Annotated in this window: 1 protein-coding gene (only partly in view); it reads left to right on the top strand. The window is 74.8% G+C overall.

Annotation, left to right across the window (positions count from 1 at the left end; all coding sequences use genetic code 11):
- A protein-coding gene (locus tag KQY30_RS34585) for a type I polyketide synthase (protein WP_217310436.1) crosses the window boundary here: on the top strand, positions 1 to 16,266 show its 3' portion. It extends 12,375 nt beyond the left edge of the window; only the last 16,266 of its 28,641 coding nucleotides appear in the window; the start codon falls outside the window, past its left edge; its stop codon occupies positions 16,264 to 16,266.
- Positions 16,267 to 16,274 lie beyond the last annotated feature (8 nt).

Genomic DNA, 16,274 nt, shown 5'->3' on the forward strand with positions numbered 1-16,274 from the left:
GACATGATCGACGAGACCGGCGAACCGGGTGTCGCCGGCGGGACGCTGCGCCGTGACCACGGCGGTTTCGCGCGCTTCCTGCTCTCGGCCGCCGAGCTGTATGTCCGCGGGGCCGGGTTCGACTGGAGCCTGCTCTTCGCCGGTACCGGCGCACGGCGGGTGGATCTGCCCACCTATGCCTTCCAGCGCGAACAGCTCTGGGCCGTAGCGCCGGAGCCGGAGCGGGCGCTCGCCTCGGACCCCGCCGACGAGGAGTTCTGGGCGGCGGTCGAGCAGGAGGACGTCTCCGCGCTGACCTCGGCGCTCGGCGCGGACGAGGGTTCGGTGGCGGCCGTGCTGCCCGCGCTGTCGTCGTGGCGCAGGTCGCGCAAGGACCGTACGACCGTCGACTCCTGGCGCTACCGGGAGTCCTGGAACCCGGTGACCAGCCTGCCGCGCGCCGCATTGACCGGCACCTGGCTGGTGGTGTCCGCCGAGGGAACCGACGACACCGAGACCGTGGCCGCGCTGAGCGGCCGGGGCGCCGAGGTACGGCGGCTGGTCCTGGACGAGCCGTGCGTGGACCGCGAGATCCTCGCCGCGCATCTGACCGGGCTCGAAGACCTCGAAGACATCGCCGGGATCAGCGGGATCGTCTCGACGCTCGCCGCCGCCGAAGAGCCGGGCACCCTCCACCCCGGTCTGTCCCTCGGTCTTGCCCTGACCGTCTCGCTGGTGCAGGCGCTGGGCGATGCCGGAGTGGACGCGCCGCTCTGGTTCCTGACCCGGGGCGCCGTCTCCACCGGCCGCTCCGACGAGATCACCTCGCCGGTGCAGGCCCAGGTCGCCGGGGTGGGCTGGACGGCCGCGCTGGAACACCCGCAGCGCTGGGGCGGTGTCGTCGATCTGCCGCCCGCGCTGGACGACCGCGCCGCGGACCGGCTCGTATCCGTACTGGCCGGAGCCCTGGGCGAGGAGGACCAGCTCGCTATCCGGTCCTCCGGTGTGTTCACCCGTCGTATCGTCCGCGCCGCCGCCGGCGAGCGGGCACCCGCCCGCGACTGGCAGCCGCGCGGCACCACCCTGATCACCGGCGGCTCCGGAACCCTCGCCCCGCACCTCGCGCGCTGGCTCGCCGCCCAGGGCGCCGGACATCTCGTACTGACCAGCCGCCGCGGCATGGACGCGCCGGGCGCGGCCGAACTCGTCGCGGAACTCGCCGAGTCGGGCACCGAGGCGACCGTCGCCGCCTGCGATGTCACGGACCGGGACGCGGTCGCCGCACTGCTGGCGGACCTCAGGGCCGAAGGCCGTACGGTACGGACCGTCGTCCACACCGCCGCGCTGATCGAGCTGTACCCGCTGGCCGAGACCACCCTCGACGCCTTCGCCCGGGTCATGCACGCCAAGGTGGCGGGCGCCCAGGTGCTGCACGAACTCCTCGACGACGAGGAACTGGACGACCTCGTTCTCTACTCGTCGACGGCCGGCATGTGGGGCACCGGCGCGCACGCCGCCTATGTGGCGGGCAATGCCTATCTCGCCGCGCTGGCCGCCCACCGCCGCGCCCGCGGTCTGCGCGCCCTCTCCCTCTCCTGGGGCATCTGGGCCGACGACCTCAAGCTCGGCCGGGTCGACCCGCAGTCGATCCGGCGCAGCGGCCTGGAGTTCATGGACCCGCAGCTCGCCCTCAGCGGGCTCAAGCGGGCCCTGGACGACGACGAGACCGTGCTCGCGGTCGCCGACATCGACTGGGACACCTACTACCCCGTCTACACCTCCGGCCGCCCCACCACGCTCTTCACCGAGGTGCCCGAGGTACGGAGGATCACCGAGGCCGCCGAGCGGTCCACCGGCACGGCCGCCGAAGGGGAGTTCGTGGCGCGGCTGCGCGGGCTCTCCGGCGCCGAGCAGGAACGGCTCCTGCTGGAGACGGTCCGCACGGAGGCCGTCGCCGTCCTGGGCCTCTCGTCCGCCGACGCCCTGCCGGACCAGCGCGCGTTCCGCGACGTCGGTTTCGACTCGCTCACCGCGGTCGGGCTGCGCAACCGTCTGGCGTCGGTGACCGGGCTGACCCTGCCCACCACCATGGTGTTCGACCACCCCAGCCCCGCCGCGCTGGCCGCCTTCCTCAGGTCCGAGATCGCGGGCGCCGGGACGGCCGCCGGGGACGCGGGCGCGACCGCCGCGCTCTCCGCTGCCGACGACGACCCCATCGCCGTCATCGGCATGAGCTGCCGCTACCCCGGCGGTGTCACCTCCTCCGCGGAGCTGTGGCGGCTGGTCAGGGAGGGCGGCGACGCCATCTCCGGCTTCCCCGCCGACCGCGGCTGGGACGCCGAGAAGCTGTACGACCCGGACCCCGACCGGCAGGGCAAGACCTACTCCGTGCAGGGCGGATTCCTGCGCGACGTCGCCGACTTCGACCCCGGCTTCTTCGGGATCTCGCCGCGCGAGGCGGTCTCCATGGACCCGCAGCAGCGGCTTCTCCTGGAGACCGCCTGGGAGGCCTTCGAGCACGCCGGGATCGACCCGCTGGCCCAGCGCGGCAGCATGACCGGCACCTTCGTCGGCGCCAGCTACCAGGACTACGCCTCGGCCGTGCCCAACACCGCCGAGGGCTCCGAGGGCCACGCCATCACCGGCACCCTCTCCAGCGTCCTGTCCGGCCGCGTCTCGTACCTCTTCGGCTTCGAGGGCCCGGCGGTCACCCTCGACACCGCCTGCTCGTCCTCGCTCGTCGCGATGCATCTCGCCTGCCAGTCGCTGCGCGACGGCGAGAGCTCCCTCGCGCTGGCCGGCGGGGTGAGCATCATGTCCACCCCGCTGTCCTTCGTCGGCTTCAGCCGGCAGCGGGCCCTCGCCACGGACGGGCGCTGCAAGGCGTACGCCGACTCCGCCGACGGCATGACCCTCGCCGAGGGCGTCGGTCTGGTCCTGCTGGAGCGTCTCTCCGACGCCCGCCGCAACGGACACCAGGTGCTGGCCGTGGTGCGCGGCAGCGCCGTCAACCAGGACGGCGCCTCCAACGGGCTCACCGCCCCCAACGGCCCCTCCCAGCAGCGGGTCATCCGCCAGGCGCTCGCCAACGCCGGGCTGCGGCCCGCCGAGGTCGATGTGATCGAGGGCCACGGCACCGGCACCGCGCTGGGCGACCCCATCGAGGCGCAGGCCCTGCTCACCACCTACGGGCAGGACAGGGACCCGGAGCGCCCGCTGCTCCTCGGCTCGGTCAAGTCCAACATCGGCCACACCCAGATGGCCTCCGGCGCCGCCAGTGTGATCAAGATGGTGATGGCGCTCCAGGAGGGCGTCGTACCGAAGTCCCTCCACATCGACACCCCGTCCTCGCACGTCGACTGGTCGTCGGGCGCCATCGGCCTGCTGACCGAGGAGACCGCCTGGCCGGAGACCGGACGTCCCCGCCGCGGCGCCATCTCCTCGTTCGGTCTCAGCGGCACCAACGCGCACGCCATCCTGGAGCAGGCCCCGGCCGCCGATCCGGCGCCCGCCGGAGCACCCGGACCAGAAGCCGTGCCGGGCGCCGTACCCGTACTGGTCTCGGCCCGGAGCGAAGCGGCGCTGCGCGCCCAGGCGGGCCGGCTGCTCGCCCTGGTGGAGGAGCGGCCCGGCACCCGCCTCGTCGACCTCGCCCACTCGCTGGCCACCTCGCGGGCGAGCCTGGACCACCGGGCCGCCGTCGTGGCGGAGGAGCGCGACGAACTGCTGCGCGGACTGCTGGCCCTGCGCGACGGACTGCCGGGACCCGGGGTGGTCCAGGGCGGTACGGGCCGTGGCCGTACGGCGTTCCTGTTCACCGGCCAGGGCAGTCAGCGCCCCGGCATGGGACGCGAACTGTACGACCGGTTCCCCGTGTTCGCCGACGCGCTCGACGCCGTACTGGCCCATGTGGACGGCGAGCTGGACCGCCCGCTGCGCGAGATCATGTTCGCCGCCGAGGGCTCGCCCGAGGCCGCGCTGCTGGACCGGACCGGGTACGCCCAGCCCGCGCTGTTCGCCATCGAGGTCGCGCTGTTCCGCCTCGCCGAGTCGTGGGGCCTCACCCCCGACTATCTCGCCGGGCACTCCATCGGCGAACTCGCCGCCGCCCACGCCGCGGGCGTGCTCTCCCTGGCGGACGCCTGCACCCTGGTGGCCGCACGCGGCCGGCTGATGCAGGCGCTGCCCGAGGGCGGCGCGATGATCGCGGTCCAGGCTACCGAGGAGGAGGTCCTGCCGCTGCTCGCGGAGGCCGAAGGCCAGGTCTCGGTCGCGGCCGTCAACGGGCCCGCCTCGGTGGTCGTCGCCGGTGCCGAGGACCCCGTCCTGGACATCGCCGCGGCCCTCGGGGCCGAGGGCCGCAAGACCAAGCGGCTGCGGGTCTCGCACGCCTTCCACTCGCCGCTGATGGACGCCATGCTCGACGACTTCGCGCAGGTCGCGCGGAGCGTCACCTACCATCCGCCGGTCATCCCGTTTGTGTCGAACGTGACCGGAGCGCTCGCCGCCGCCGACCAGGTGTGCACCCCCGAGTACTGGGTCCGCCATGTCCGTACGGCCGTACGCTTCGGCGACGGGATCGCCTGGCTGACGGAGCGGGGCGGCGTACGGACCTTCCTGGAACTCGGCCCGGACGGTGTCCTGTGCGGCATGGCCCGCGAGAGCCTGGCCGACGGCTCCCGCACCGCCCTGCTGCCGCTGCTGCGGGCCGGCCGCCCCGAGGTCCGTGCCCTCACCACCGCGCTGGCGGGCGCCCAGGCCAACGGTGCGGACATCGACTGGCACGCGTTCTTCGCGGACAGCGGAGCGCGCCGGGTCGAGCTGCCGACCTACGCCTTCCAGCGCGAGCGCTACTGGCCCGAGGCCGCGGCCGACGACGCCACCGGCCCGGGGACCGGCGCGAACGCGCTGGACGCGGAGTTCTGGTCGGCGGTGGAACGCGACGACGTGACCGAACTGGCCGCCACGCTCGGCCTGGACGACACCACGGTCACCGCGATGGTCCCCGCCCTCACCGCCTGGCGCCGCCGCCGCGGCGAGCAGTCCGCCGTGGACGGCTGGCGCTACCGGGTCACCTGGAAACCGAGGTCCGGCTCCACCGCGCCCGCCGTCCTGTCCGGCCGCTGGCTGGTCCTGGCCCCGGCGCGTACGGAGGACGCCGCGTGGGCCGCCGAGGTCGTCGCCGCGCTCGGTACGGAGACCGTCCTCGTCGAGGTCACCGGCACCGACGACCGGGCCGCGCTCGCCGCGCGACTGGCCGGACTGCGCGGCGAGGGTGCCGAGTTCACGGGCGCCCTGTCGCTGCTGGCCCTCGTCGGCCACGACGGCGCCGCCCACCCCGAGGTGCCCGCCGCCCTGACCCTGACGGCCCTCGGCGCCCAGGCCCTCGGCGACGCCGGGATCGAGGCGCCGCTGTGGAGCGTCACCCGGGGCGCGGTGTCCGTGGGCCGCTCCGAGCATGTGATCAGCCTCGACCAGGCCGCCGTCTGGGGGCTCGGCCGTACCGTCGCCCTGGAGCGGCCCGGCCGCTGGGGCGGCTCCGTCGATCTGCCCGAGCGGCTCGACACCCAGGCCGCCCGCCGGTTCAGGAGCGTCCTGGCCGGAACCGACGGCGAGAACGAGACCGCCGTACGCGCCTCCGGCGTCTTCGTACGGCGCCTCGTCCACAGCCCCGCCCCCGACCGCTCGCCGGCCGGACCCGCGGGCGGGCGGAGCCCGTTCGGCCCCGGGGGCACCGTCCTGATCACCGGCGGTCTCGGCGGTCTCGGCGGACATGTCGCCCGGCGGCTCGCCCAGGACGGAGCCGGCCATCTGCTGCTCGCAGGACGGCGCGGCGAGGCCGCCCCCGGCGCCCCGGAACTCCGCGCCGAACTGGAGGAGCTGGGCGCCCGTGTCACCGTGGCCGCCTGCGATGTCGCGGACCGCGACGCCCTGGCCGCCCTGCTCGCCGCCGTCCCCGACGACGCCCCGCTCACCGCCGTGATCCACACGGCCGGAGTCGTCGAGGACACCACCGTGGACGCGCTGACCCCGGACGCCTTCACCGCCGTACTCCGCTCCAAGGTCGTCGCGGCCCGCCACCTCCATGAGCTGACCGCAGACCTGGACCTCGCGGCGTTCGTCCTCTTCTCCTCCACCGCCGGGGTCATCGGCGCGGCGGGCCAGGGCAACTACGCCGCCGCCAACGCCTATCTGGACGCCCTCGCCGAATACCGGCGCGCCCACGGCCTCACCGCGCTCTCCCTCGCCTGGGGCCCCTGGGCCGGATCCGGCATGGTCGCCGAGGCCGCCGGGATCGAGAGCCGGGTACGGCGCGGCGGATTCGAACCCCTCGCGCCCGAACCCGCCGTACGCGCCCTGCTCCTGGCGGTCGAGCACGACGACACGGCCCTCGCCGTCGCCGACATCGACTGGAGCCGGTTCGCGCGCGCGTTCGCCGCGACCGGGCCGCTACCGCTCGTCGCCGATCTGCCCGAGGTACGGAGGGCCGCCCCGTCCGCCGACGGCACCGCCGGGGAGACCGAGCTGCGGCAGCGGCTCGCCGCGCTGCCCGAGGCCGAGCGCGCCGGACATGTCCTCGATCTGCTGCGTACCCAGGTGGCCGCCGTCCTCGGCCACGCCGACGCACGGGCCGTCGACGACGACCGGGCCTTCCGTGATCTGGGCTTCGACTCGCTGACCACCCTCGAACTCCGCAACGGACTCGCCGCGTCGACCGGGCTGAGTCTGCCCGCGTCCCTCGTCTACGACCTGCCCACCCCGCGCGAACTCGCGGACCATCTGCTCGCCGAACTGCTCGGCTCGCTGCCCGAGACCGCCGCGCCCGTGCCGGCGGGCATGTCCCGGTCCCGGGCGGGCCACGACGACGACCCGATCGCCGTCGTCGGCATGGCCTGCCGCTTCCCCGGCGGCGCCGACTCGCCCGAGGAGCTGTGGCGGCTGCTCGACGAGGGCAGGGACGGCATCACCGCCTTCCCGGCCGACCGGGGCTGGGACATCGAGGCCCTCGGCGCGGGCGCCTCGGACACCCTCGAAGGCGGATTCCTCACCGGGGTCGCCGACTTCGACGCCCGTTTCTTCGGGATCTCCCCGCGCGAGGCCCTCGCGATGGACCCGCAGCAGCGGCTTCTCCTGGAGACCACCTGGGAGGCGCTGGAGCGGGCCGGGATCGACCCCTCCGCGCTGCGCGGCTCGGCCACAGGCGTCTTCGTCGGCACCAACGGCCAGGACTACGTGGACGTCCTGCGCCGCTCCGCCTCGGACGTACGGGGCTACGCGGCCACCGGCAACACCGCCAGCGTCATGTCGGGCCGGCTCTCCTACGCGCTCGGCCTGGAAGGTCCGGCCGTCACCGTCGACACCGCCTGCTCGTCCTCACTGGTCGCCATGCACTGGGCCGGCAGGGCGCTGAGCGCGGGGGAGTGCTCGCTGGTGATCGCGGGCGGAGTCTCCGTGATGTCGAGCCCCGACTCCTTCGTCGAGTTCTCCACCCAGGGCGGGCTCGCTCCCGACGGGCGGTGCAAGGCGTTCTCCGACAGCGCCGACGGCACCGCCTGGTCCGAGGGTGTCGGCATCCTGGTGCTGGAGCGGCTCTCCGACGCCGTACGGAACGGGCACGAGGTCCGTGGCATCATCCGCTCCACCGCGGTCAACCAGGACGGCGCGTCCAACGGGCTCACCGCCCCCAACGGCCCCTCCCAGCAGCGGGTCATCCGCCAGGCCCTCGCCGACGCCGGACTGACCCCCGCCGACATCGACGCCGTCGAGGCGCACGGCACCGGCACCACCCTCGGCGACCCGATCGAGGCACAGGCCCTGCTCACCACCTATGGCCGCGACCGGGAACGCCCGCTGCTGCTCGGCACGGTCAAGTCGAACATCGGACACACCCAGGCGGCCGCCGGCGTCGCGGGCGTCATCAAGATGCTGCTCGCCATGCGGCACGGCACCCTGCCCAAGTCCCTGCACATCGGCACCCCTTCGGCACATGTCGACTGGTCGGCGGGCCAGGTCGAGCTGCTCACCGAGGCCCACGCATGGCCGGAGACCGGCCGCCCGCGCCGGGCCGGGGTCTCCGCCTTCGGCGTCAGCGGTACGAACGCGCATGTCATCGTCGAGCAGGCACCGACCGCCGAACCGGCCCCCGAGCGGAGCACGACCCCCGGCACCGCTCCGGCGGTTGTGCCCTGGATCGTCTCCGGCCGTACCCGCGAGGCGCTCCAGGCGCAGATCGACCGGCTCACCTCCTTCGCCGCCCACCACCCCGGACTGTCCCCGCTGGACATCGGCCGCTCCCTCGCCACCGACCGTACGGTCTTCCCGCACCGCGCGGTGCTGCTCGCCGGCGCCGACGGCGTACGGGAGAGCGCGCGCGGAGCGGCGGGCCGGGCGCCCGGCAGGTCCGCGTTCCTCTTCTCCGGCCAGGGCAGCCAGCGCGGCGCGATGGGCCGGGAGCTGTACGACAGGTTCCCGGTCTTCGCCGAGGCACTGGACGCGGTCCTCGCGCATCTCGACACCGAGCTGGAATTCCCGCTGCGCGAAGTGCTGTTCGCCGATCCCGGCACCTTCGAGTCGGAACTGCTCGACGAGACCGGCTGGACCCAGCCCGCGCTCTTCGCCGTCGAGGTGGCGCTCTTCCGCCTCGCCGAATCATGGGGCCTGACCCCGGACTTCGTGGCCGGGCACTCCATCGGAGAGATCACCGCGGCCCATGTGGCGGGGGTGTTCTCGCTGGCGGACGCCTGCCGTCTGGTGGCCGCGCGGGCCTCCCTGATGCAGGCCCTTCCGCAGGGCGGCGCGATGGTCGCCGTCCAGGCCACCGAGGACGAGATCACCCCCCTGCTCGGCGAGAACGTGTCGATCGCGGCGCTCAACGGCCCCGAGGCGCTGGTCGTCGCCGGAGCGGAGGACGCCGTCCTGGAGATCGCCGAGCGCCTTGCCGCCGACGGCCGCAGGACCAGGAGGCTGCGGGTCTCGCACGCCTTCCACTCCCCGCTGATGGACCCGATGCTCGCGGACTTCGCCCGGGTCACCGAGACCCTCATGTACCACGAGCCCCTGCTTCCCGTGGTGTCGAACCTCACCGGTGAGCTGGCCACCGCGGACGAACTGCGCTCGCCCGCCTACTGGGTACGGCATGTCCGGGAGGCCGTACGGTTCGCCGACGGGGTACGGACCCTGCGCGACGCGGGAGTCACGGCCTTTGTGGAGCTGGGGCCCGACGGAGTGCTGTGCGCCATGGCCGGTCAGAGCCTGGACGGAGCCGATCCGGCGCCCGTGCTGGTGCCGCTGCTGCGTGCGCGCCGGAGCGAGGAAGAGGCTGTGGTCGCGGCCCTCGCCACCCTGCACACGCATGGTGCGGGACCGCGCTGGTCCGCGTTCTTCGAGGACACCGGAGCGCGCCGGGTCGAGCTGCCGACGTACGCGTTCCAGCGCGAGCGGTACTGGCCGCAGGCCGCCGTGCCGCCGGCGGGCGCGGGCGGTACCGGACGCGGCGCGCCGGACCCGGTGGACGCCGAGTTCTGGTCGGCGGTGGAGCGGGAGGACCTGGAGTCGCTGGCCGTCTCGCTGGACCTGGACGGCGAGACCGTGACCACGATGGTGCCCGCGCTCTCCGCGTGGCGCCGCCGCAGGAACGAGCGGACCGCCGGGGCGAACTGGCGCTACCAGGAAGGCTGGACCGGGCTGCCGGAGCTGCCCGGACCGCTCGCCGCCGGACCGCTGGGCGCCTGGCTGGTGCTCGTACCGGCCGGTGCGCGGGACGAGTGGACGGCCGCCGCCGTCGAGGCGCTGGGCCCGGATGCCCTACGGGTGGAAGTGGACCTCACCGCAGACGGCCAAGCGGCCCTGCGGGAGCGGCTGGCGTCGGCTGCCTCGGCGGCGGTCATGGAGGCGGGCGCGGAGCCGGACTCCGAGGAGGTCTCCGGGCGCCCGGACGGAACCGGTTTCGCCGGGGTCGTCTCCCTGCTCGCCACCGGAGCGGACGACCTGCCCGCCGTCCCGGCGACGCCCGCCGCGCTGCTGTCGGCCCTCGACGCGGCGGGTATCGACGCCCCGCTGTGGTGCGTCACTCGGGGAGCCGTCTCCGTGACCCCGTCCGAGCCGGTGCGCAACCCGGCACAGGCCACCGTCTGGGGCCGGGGCCGGGTCGCCGCGCTCGAACACCCGGACCGCTGGGGCGGACTGATCGATCTTCCGGAGTCGCTGGACGAGCCGACGGGGGCCGCCTTCGCCGCCGTTCTGGCAGGACGGGACGGCGAGGACCAGATCGCGGTCCGCGCCACCGGCGCCTTCGGCCGACGCCTGGTCCGTACGGCACCTGAAGCACCTGAAGCGCCGGCGGAATCCGGTGCGTCCGGCGCATTCGCCGAGGGCGGCTTCTGGCGGCCCTCCGGCACGGTGCTCGTCGTCGGCGGTACGGGGACGATGGGCGCCCGGGCCGCCCGTCGGCTGGCCCGTGACGGCGCCCGGCATCTCGTACTGACCGGCCGTCACCCCTCCGACCTCGCCGGGTCCGAAGCGCTCGAAGCCGAGCTGAAGCAGCTCGGCGCCACGGCCGCCGTCGCCCTCTGCGACCCGGCCGACCGGGACGCGCTGACCGCGCTGCTCGCCACCGTCCCGGAGGACGCGCCGCTCACCGCCGTGATCCACGCCCAGGAGCCGGCGGACGATTCCGAGGCCGCGCTCGCCTCGGCACTGGCCGGAGTGGTCCAGCTCGACGCGGTCCTCGGCGACCGGCCGCTGGACGCCTTCGTCCTGTTCGGCTCGATCGCGGGAGTCTGGGGCGTACGGGGCCGGGACACCGAAGCCGCGCTCGGCGCCTTCCTGGACGCCTTCGCCCGGCAGCGCCGCGTGCGGGGCGCCACCGCCCTCTCGGTCGCCTGGGGCGCCTGGACGGATGCCGTCGACCACTCCATGGCCGCGCATCTGCGGATGAACGGGCTGCCCGTCATGGACACCGACGCGGCGCTCACCGCCCTCGGCCGGGCCGTCGCCGACGGCGGGGCCGCGGTCACCCTGGCCGATGTGCGCTGGGAGACCTTCGCACCCGCCTTCACCGAGGCCCGTCGCAGCCCGCTGTTCGCGGACCTGCCCGAGGCCCGTACCGCCATCGGGACGGCGGCCCGCGACCGGGCGGAGGAACTGCCGGAGTCCGGGGCCGGTACGTACCGGCAGTGGCTGCTCGGCCTGCCCGCGACCGAGCGCGCCGACGCGCTGCTCACCCTGGTCACCGAGAAGGCCGCCGTCGTCCTGGGCCACCCGGACACCACCGCGGTCGAGTCCGATCTGCCCTTCCGGGACCTCGGCTTCGACTCGCTGACCGCCGTCGACCTGCGCAACCAGCTCAGGGAGGCGACCGGGCTCAGCCTGCCCGCGACCCTGGTCTTCGACCACCCCACGCCCGCCGAACTCGCGGCGGAGCTGCGGGCGTCGCTGCTCGGAGAGGTCACCGCCACCGTCGCACCCGTCGCGGCTTCGGTCCGTACGGACGACGACCCGGTCGTCATCGTCGGCATGGCCTGCCGCTACCCCGGCGGCGTCGGTTCCCCCGAGGACCTGTGGCGGCTCGTCACCGAAGGCACCGACGCCGTCGGCGACTTCCCCACCGACCGCGGCTGGGACCTCGACACCCTGCTCGGGGGCCCGCCCGAGGGCGGACGCGGGCGCAGCGCCACCGGCCGGGGCGGATTCCTCTACGACGCGGCCGACTTCGACCCGGGCCTGTTCGGTATCTCGCCGCGCGAGGCGATCGTGATGGACCCGCAGCAGCGCATCGTCCTCGAAGCCGCCTGGGAGGCGCTGGAGCGCGCGGGTATCGACGCGGCGACCCTGCGGGGCAGCACCACCGGCGTCTATGTCGGCGGCCGCAGCGGCGACTACCGGCCGCCCGCCGAGGCGGGCCAGTGGGAGACCGCGCAGTCGGCGAGCCTGCTGTCCGGCCGGCTCGCGTACTCCTTCGGACTCCAGGGCCCCACGGTCTCCGTGGACACCGCGTGCTCCTCGTCGCTGGTCGCGCTGCATCTCGCGGCCCAGGCCCTGCGCTCCGGCGAGTGCTCGATCGCGCTGGCCGGCGGGGTGACCGTGATGGCGACCCCGGCGGGCTTCGTCGAGTTCAGCGCGCAGGGCGCGCTCTCCGCCGACGGCCGCTGCAAGGCGTTCTCCGAGGCGGCGGACGGCACGGGATGGTCCGAGGGCGTGGGCATGCTCGTCGTCGAGCGCCTCTCCGACGCCCGTCGCAACGGCCACCGGGTACTGGCGGTCCTGCGCGGCAGCGCGATCAACCAGGACGGCGCCTCCAACGGGCTGACCGCGCCCAGCGGCCCCGCCCAGCAGCGGGTGATCCGGCAGGCCCTCGCCAACTCCGGCCTGTCGCCCGCCGATGTGGACGCCGTCGAGGCGCACGGTACGGGGACGAAGCTCGGCGACCCGATCGAGGCACAGGCGCTGCTCGCCACCTACGGCCAGGACCGCGACCCGGAGCGCCCGGTGCTCCTCGGCTCGCTCAAGACCAACATCGGTCACACCCAGGCGGCTTCGGGTGTCGCGGGCGTGATCAAGATGGTCATGGCGATGCGGCACGGCACCCTGCCGAAGTCGCTGTACGCCGAGACCCCGACCTCCCATGTCGACTGGACGGCGGGCGCGGCCCGGCTGCTCACCGAGCCGGTCGCCTGGCCGGACTCGGGTCGCCCGCGCCGCGCCGGCGTCTCCTCGTTCGGCGCCAGCGGTACGAACGCGCACCTGATCCTGGAACAGGCACCGGACCCCGGGCCCGACGCCCCGTCGGGGAGCCGCGAGGCGGCCACGCTGCCGATGCTGCTCTCCGGCCGGACCGAGAACGCGCTGCGCGCCCAGGCCCGCCGACTGCTCGCCCACATCACCGAGCGCCCCGGTCTCGACCTGACCGACCTCGCCTTCTCGCTCGCCACGACCCGCTCGGTCTTCGAGCACCGGGCCGCCGTGACCGTCACCGGACGCGACGCCCTGCTCGACGGTCTCGCCGCCCTGGCCGAGGGCAACACCCTCGCCCAGCTCGCGGAGCACCGGGTGGAGAAGACCGGCAAGCGCGCCGTCCTCTTCTCCGGCCAGGGCTCGCAGCGGCTCGGGATGGGCCGTGAGCTGTACGAGCGGTTCCCGGTCTTCGCCGAGGCCCTGGACTCCGTACTGGCGGTGCTGGACGGCCAGTTGGAGCGCCCGCTGCGCGACGTGATCTGGGGCGAGGACGCCGAGGCCCTCAATGACACGGGCTTCACCCAGCCCGCGCTTTTCGCCGTCGAGGTCGCGCTCTTCCGGCTGGTGGAGTCCTGGGGGGTGACCCCGGACTTTGTGGCCGGGCACTCGATCGGCGAGATCGCCGCCGCGCATGTGGCCGGGGTGTTCTCGCTGGCCGACGCCGGCCGGCTGGTCACGGCCCGCGCGAAGCTGATGCGGGCACTGCCCGCGGGCGGCGCGATGGCCGCCGTCCAGGCCACCGAGGACGAGATCGCTCCGTTCCTCACCGACCGGGCCGACCGGGTGTCGATCGCCGCGCTCAACGGTCCGACGTCGGTGGTGATCTCCGGTGACGAGGACACTGTGCTGGAGGTCGCGGCCGAACTGGAGAAGCGGGGCCGCAAGACCAGCAGGCTGCGGGTCTCGCACGCCTTCCACTCCCCGCTGATGGACCCGATGCTGGACGGCTTCCGCGCGGTCGCCGAGGGGCTCGCGTACCAGACGCCCCGGATCCCGGTGATCTCGAATGTGAGCGGTGCTCTCGCCACCGCCGGGGAGCTGGGCACGCCCGAGTACTGGGTACGGCATGTCCGCGAGGCCGTACGGTTCGCCGACGGCGTCCGGACGATGGCCGCGCGCGGGGTGACCGCCTTCCTGGAGCTGGGCCCCGACGGGGTGCTCGCCGCACTGGCCCAGGAGTCGGCCCCGCCCGCCGCCCTGGCCGTACCGGTCCTGCGCAAGGGCAGGGACGAGGAGACCACCCTGGTCACCGCGCTGGCCCGGCTGCATGTGCACGGTGCGGGACCGCGCTGGTCCGCGTTCTTCGCGGACACCGGGGCGCGATGGGCCGATCTGCCGACATACGCCTTCCAGCACGGCCGGTTCTGGCCGGACACCCCGCCGGCTGCCGCGGCGGCACCGGAGACCGCCGCGACGGACAAGGCGTTCTGGGAAGCCGTGGAGCGGGAGGACTTCGCCTCGCTCGAATCCGCCCTGGACGTCGAGGGCGACGCCCTGTCGAAGGTGCTCCCCGCGCTGCTGGACTGGCGCCGGCAGCGCGACGACGAATCGGTCGTGGAGGGCTGGCGGCACCGGGTCGTCTGGAAGCCGGTGGCCGGTGCCTCCCTCGCACACCGCAAGCCGCTGACGGGCACCTGGCTCGCCGTCGTCCCGCAGGAACTGGCCGAGGACGCCTGGGTGTCGGCGGCGCTCGACGCGCTGGGCACCTCGGTCGTACGGGCCCCGGTCGGCGCCCCCGACCGGGCGGAACTGGCCGACGGACTCCGGGCCCTGGCCGACAGCGCCCGTACCGAAGGCACCGGGACCGACGGCGCGCCCTTCGCCGGAGTCGTCTCGCTGCTCGCCCTGCGGGACTCCCCGGCGGGCGGCGTGCCCGCGGGAACGGCCCTCACCGCCGTACTGCTCCAGGCCCTGGGCGACGCCGGAATCGGCGCCCCGCTCTGGTGCCTGACCCGGGGCGCGGTCTCCACGCACCGTACGGACGAACCCCGCCACCCGCTCCAGGCCGCCGTCTGGGGTCTGGGCCGGGTCGCCGCGCTGGAGTACCCGGAGCGCTGGGGCGGGCTGATCGACCTGCCCGAGGCCCTGGACGAGCGGACGGCCGCCGGGCTCACCGGGGTGCTGGCCGGACTCGACGGCGAGGACCAGGTGGCCGTACGGGCCTCCGCCGTCCTCGCCCGGCGCCTGGTCCGGGCACCCGGCAACCGCCCGGCCCGTACCTGGGACCCGGCCGGCACCGTACTGATCACCGGCGGCACCGGAGCCCTCGGCGCCCATGTCGCCCGCAGGCTCGCCCGCGACGGAGTCCGGCACCTGGTGCTGCTCAGCCGCCGCGGCCCGGAGGCACCCGGCGCGGACGCGCTCCGCGCCGAGCTCGAAGGACTCGGCGCCCGAGTCACCCTCACCGCCTGCGACGCCGCCGACCGCGGCCAACTGACCGCCGCACTCGCGGACATCCCCGACGAGCACCCGCTGACCGGCGTGGTGCACACCGCCGGAGTCCTCGACGACGGAGTGCTCGACCGGCTCACCCCGGAGCGGTTCGCGCCGGTCTTCCGCGCCAAGGTCACCTCGGCCCTGCTGCTCGACGAGCTGACACGCGGCCTGGACCTCACGGCCTTCGTCCTCTTCTCGTCCGCCTCCGCGGCCGTGGGCAACCTCGGCCAGGCCAACTACGCGGCGGCCAACGCGGTCCTCGACGCCCTCGCCGAGCGGCGGCGGGCGCTGGACCTCCCGGCCACCTCGATCGCCTGGGGAGCCTGGGGCGGCGGCGGAATGGCCGGGGGCGCGGGGGCCGACGAGGCCGCCAGGCGCGCCGGAATCGGCGCCATGGATCCCGAGCTGGCCTGTGAGGCGCTGCTGCGGCTGGTCATGGAGGCCGAACCGACCGCGGTGGTCGCCGAAGTGGCCCTGGAGCACTTCGTCGGCGCCTTCGGCGCGAACCGCCCGAGCGCCCTGCTGCGCGAGTTCCCCGGCTACCGCGACATGGTCGCCGCCCAGGCAGCGGCCCCCGCCGCCGGCGCGGACGGGGGCGGCCTGCGGGACCGGCTCCTGGCCATGACCGCGAACCGGCGCCTCGAAACCGTCGTGGAACTGGTCCGTACCCGGGCCGCCCAGGTCCTGGGCTACCCGGACACGGACGCCGTCGGCGCCGAACGGTCCTTCCGGGACCTCGGAGTCGACTCGCTCGGAGCCGTGGAACTGCGCAACCAGCTCAACACGGTCACCGGACTGAGCCTGTCCGCGACGCTCGTCTTCGACCACCCCACCCCCACGGCCCTCGCCGAGCACGTCCTGCGGCAGCTTCTCCCCGACGACACCGCCGCCTCCGGGGACGGCACCGGGACCGATGCCGAGGAGGCGGAGATCCGGGCCCTGCTCGCCTCCGTGCCCCTGGCCCGGCTCCGGGACATCGGCGTACTGGAGCCGCTGCTCCAGCTCGCCGGCCGGGGCGGCACGGCCCCGGCCGAGACCGAGGAATCCGGCGAGGCCATCGACTCGATGGCCGTGGCAGACCTGGTGCGGGCCGCGCTCAACGGCCAGTCCGACCTGTAGCGCGAGTG

The organism is Streptomyces sp. GMY02, assembly GCF_019056675.1.
Classification (GTDB): domain Bacteria; phylum Actinomycetota; class Actinomycetes; order Streptomycetales; family Streptomycetaceae; genus Streptomyces; species Streptomyces odonnellii.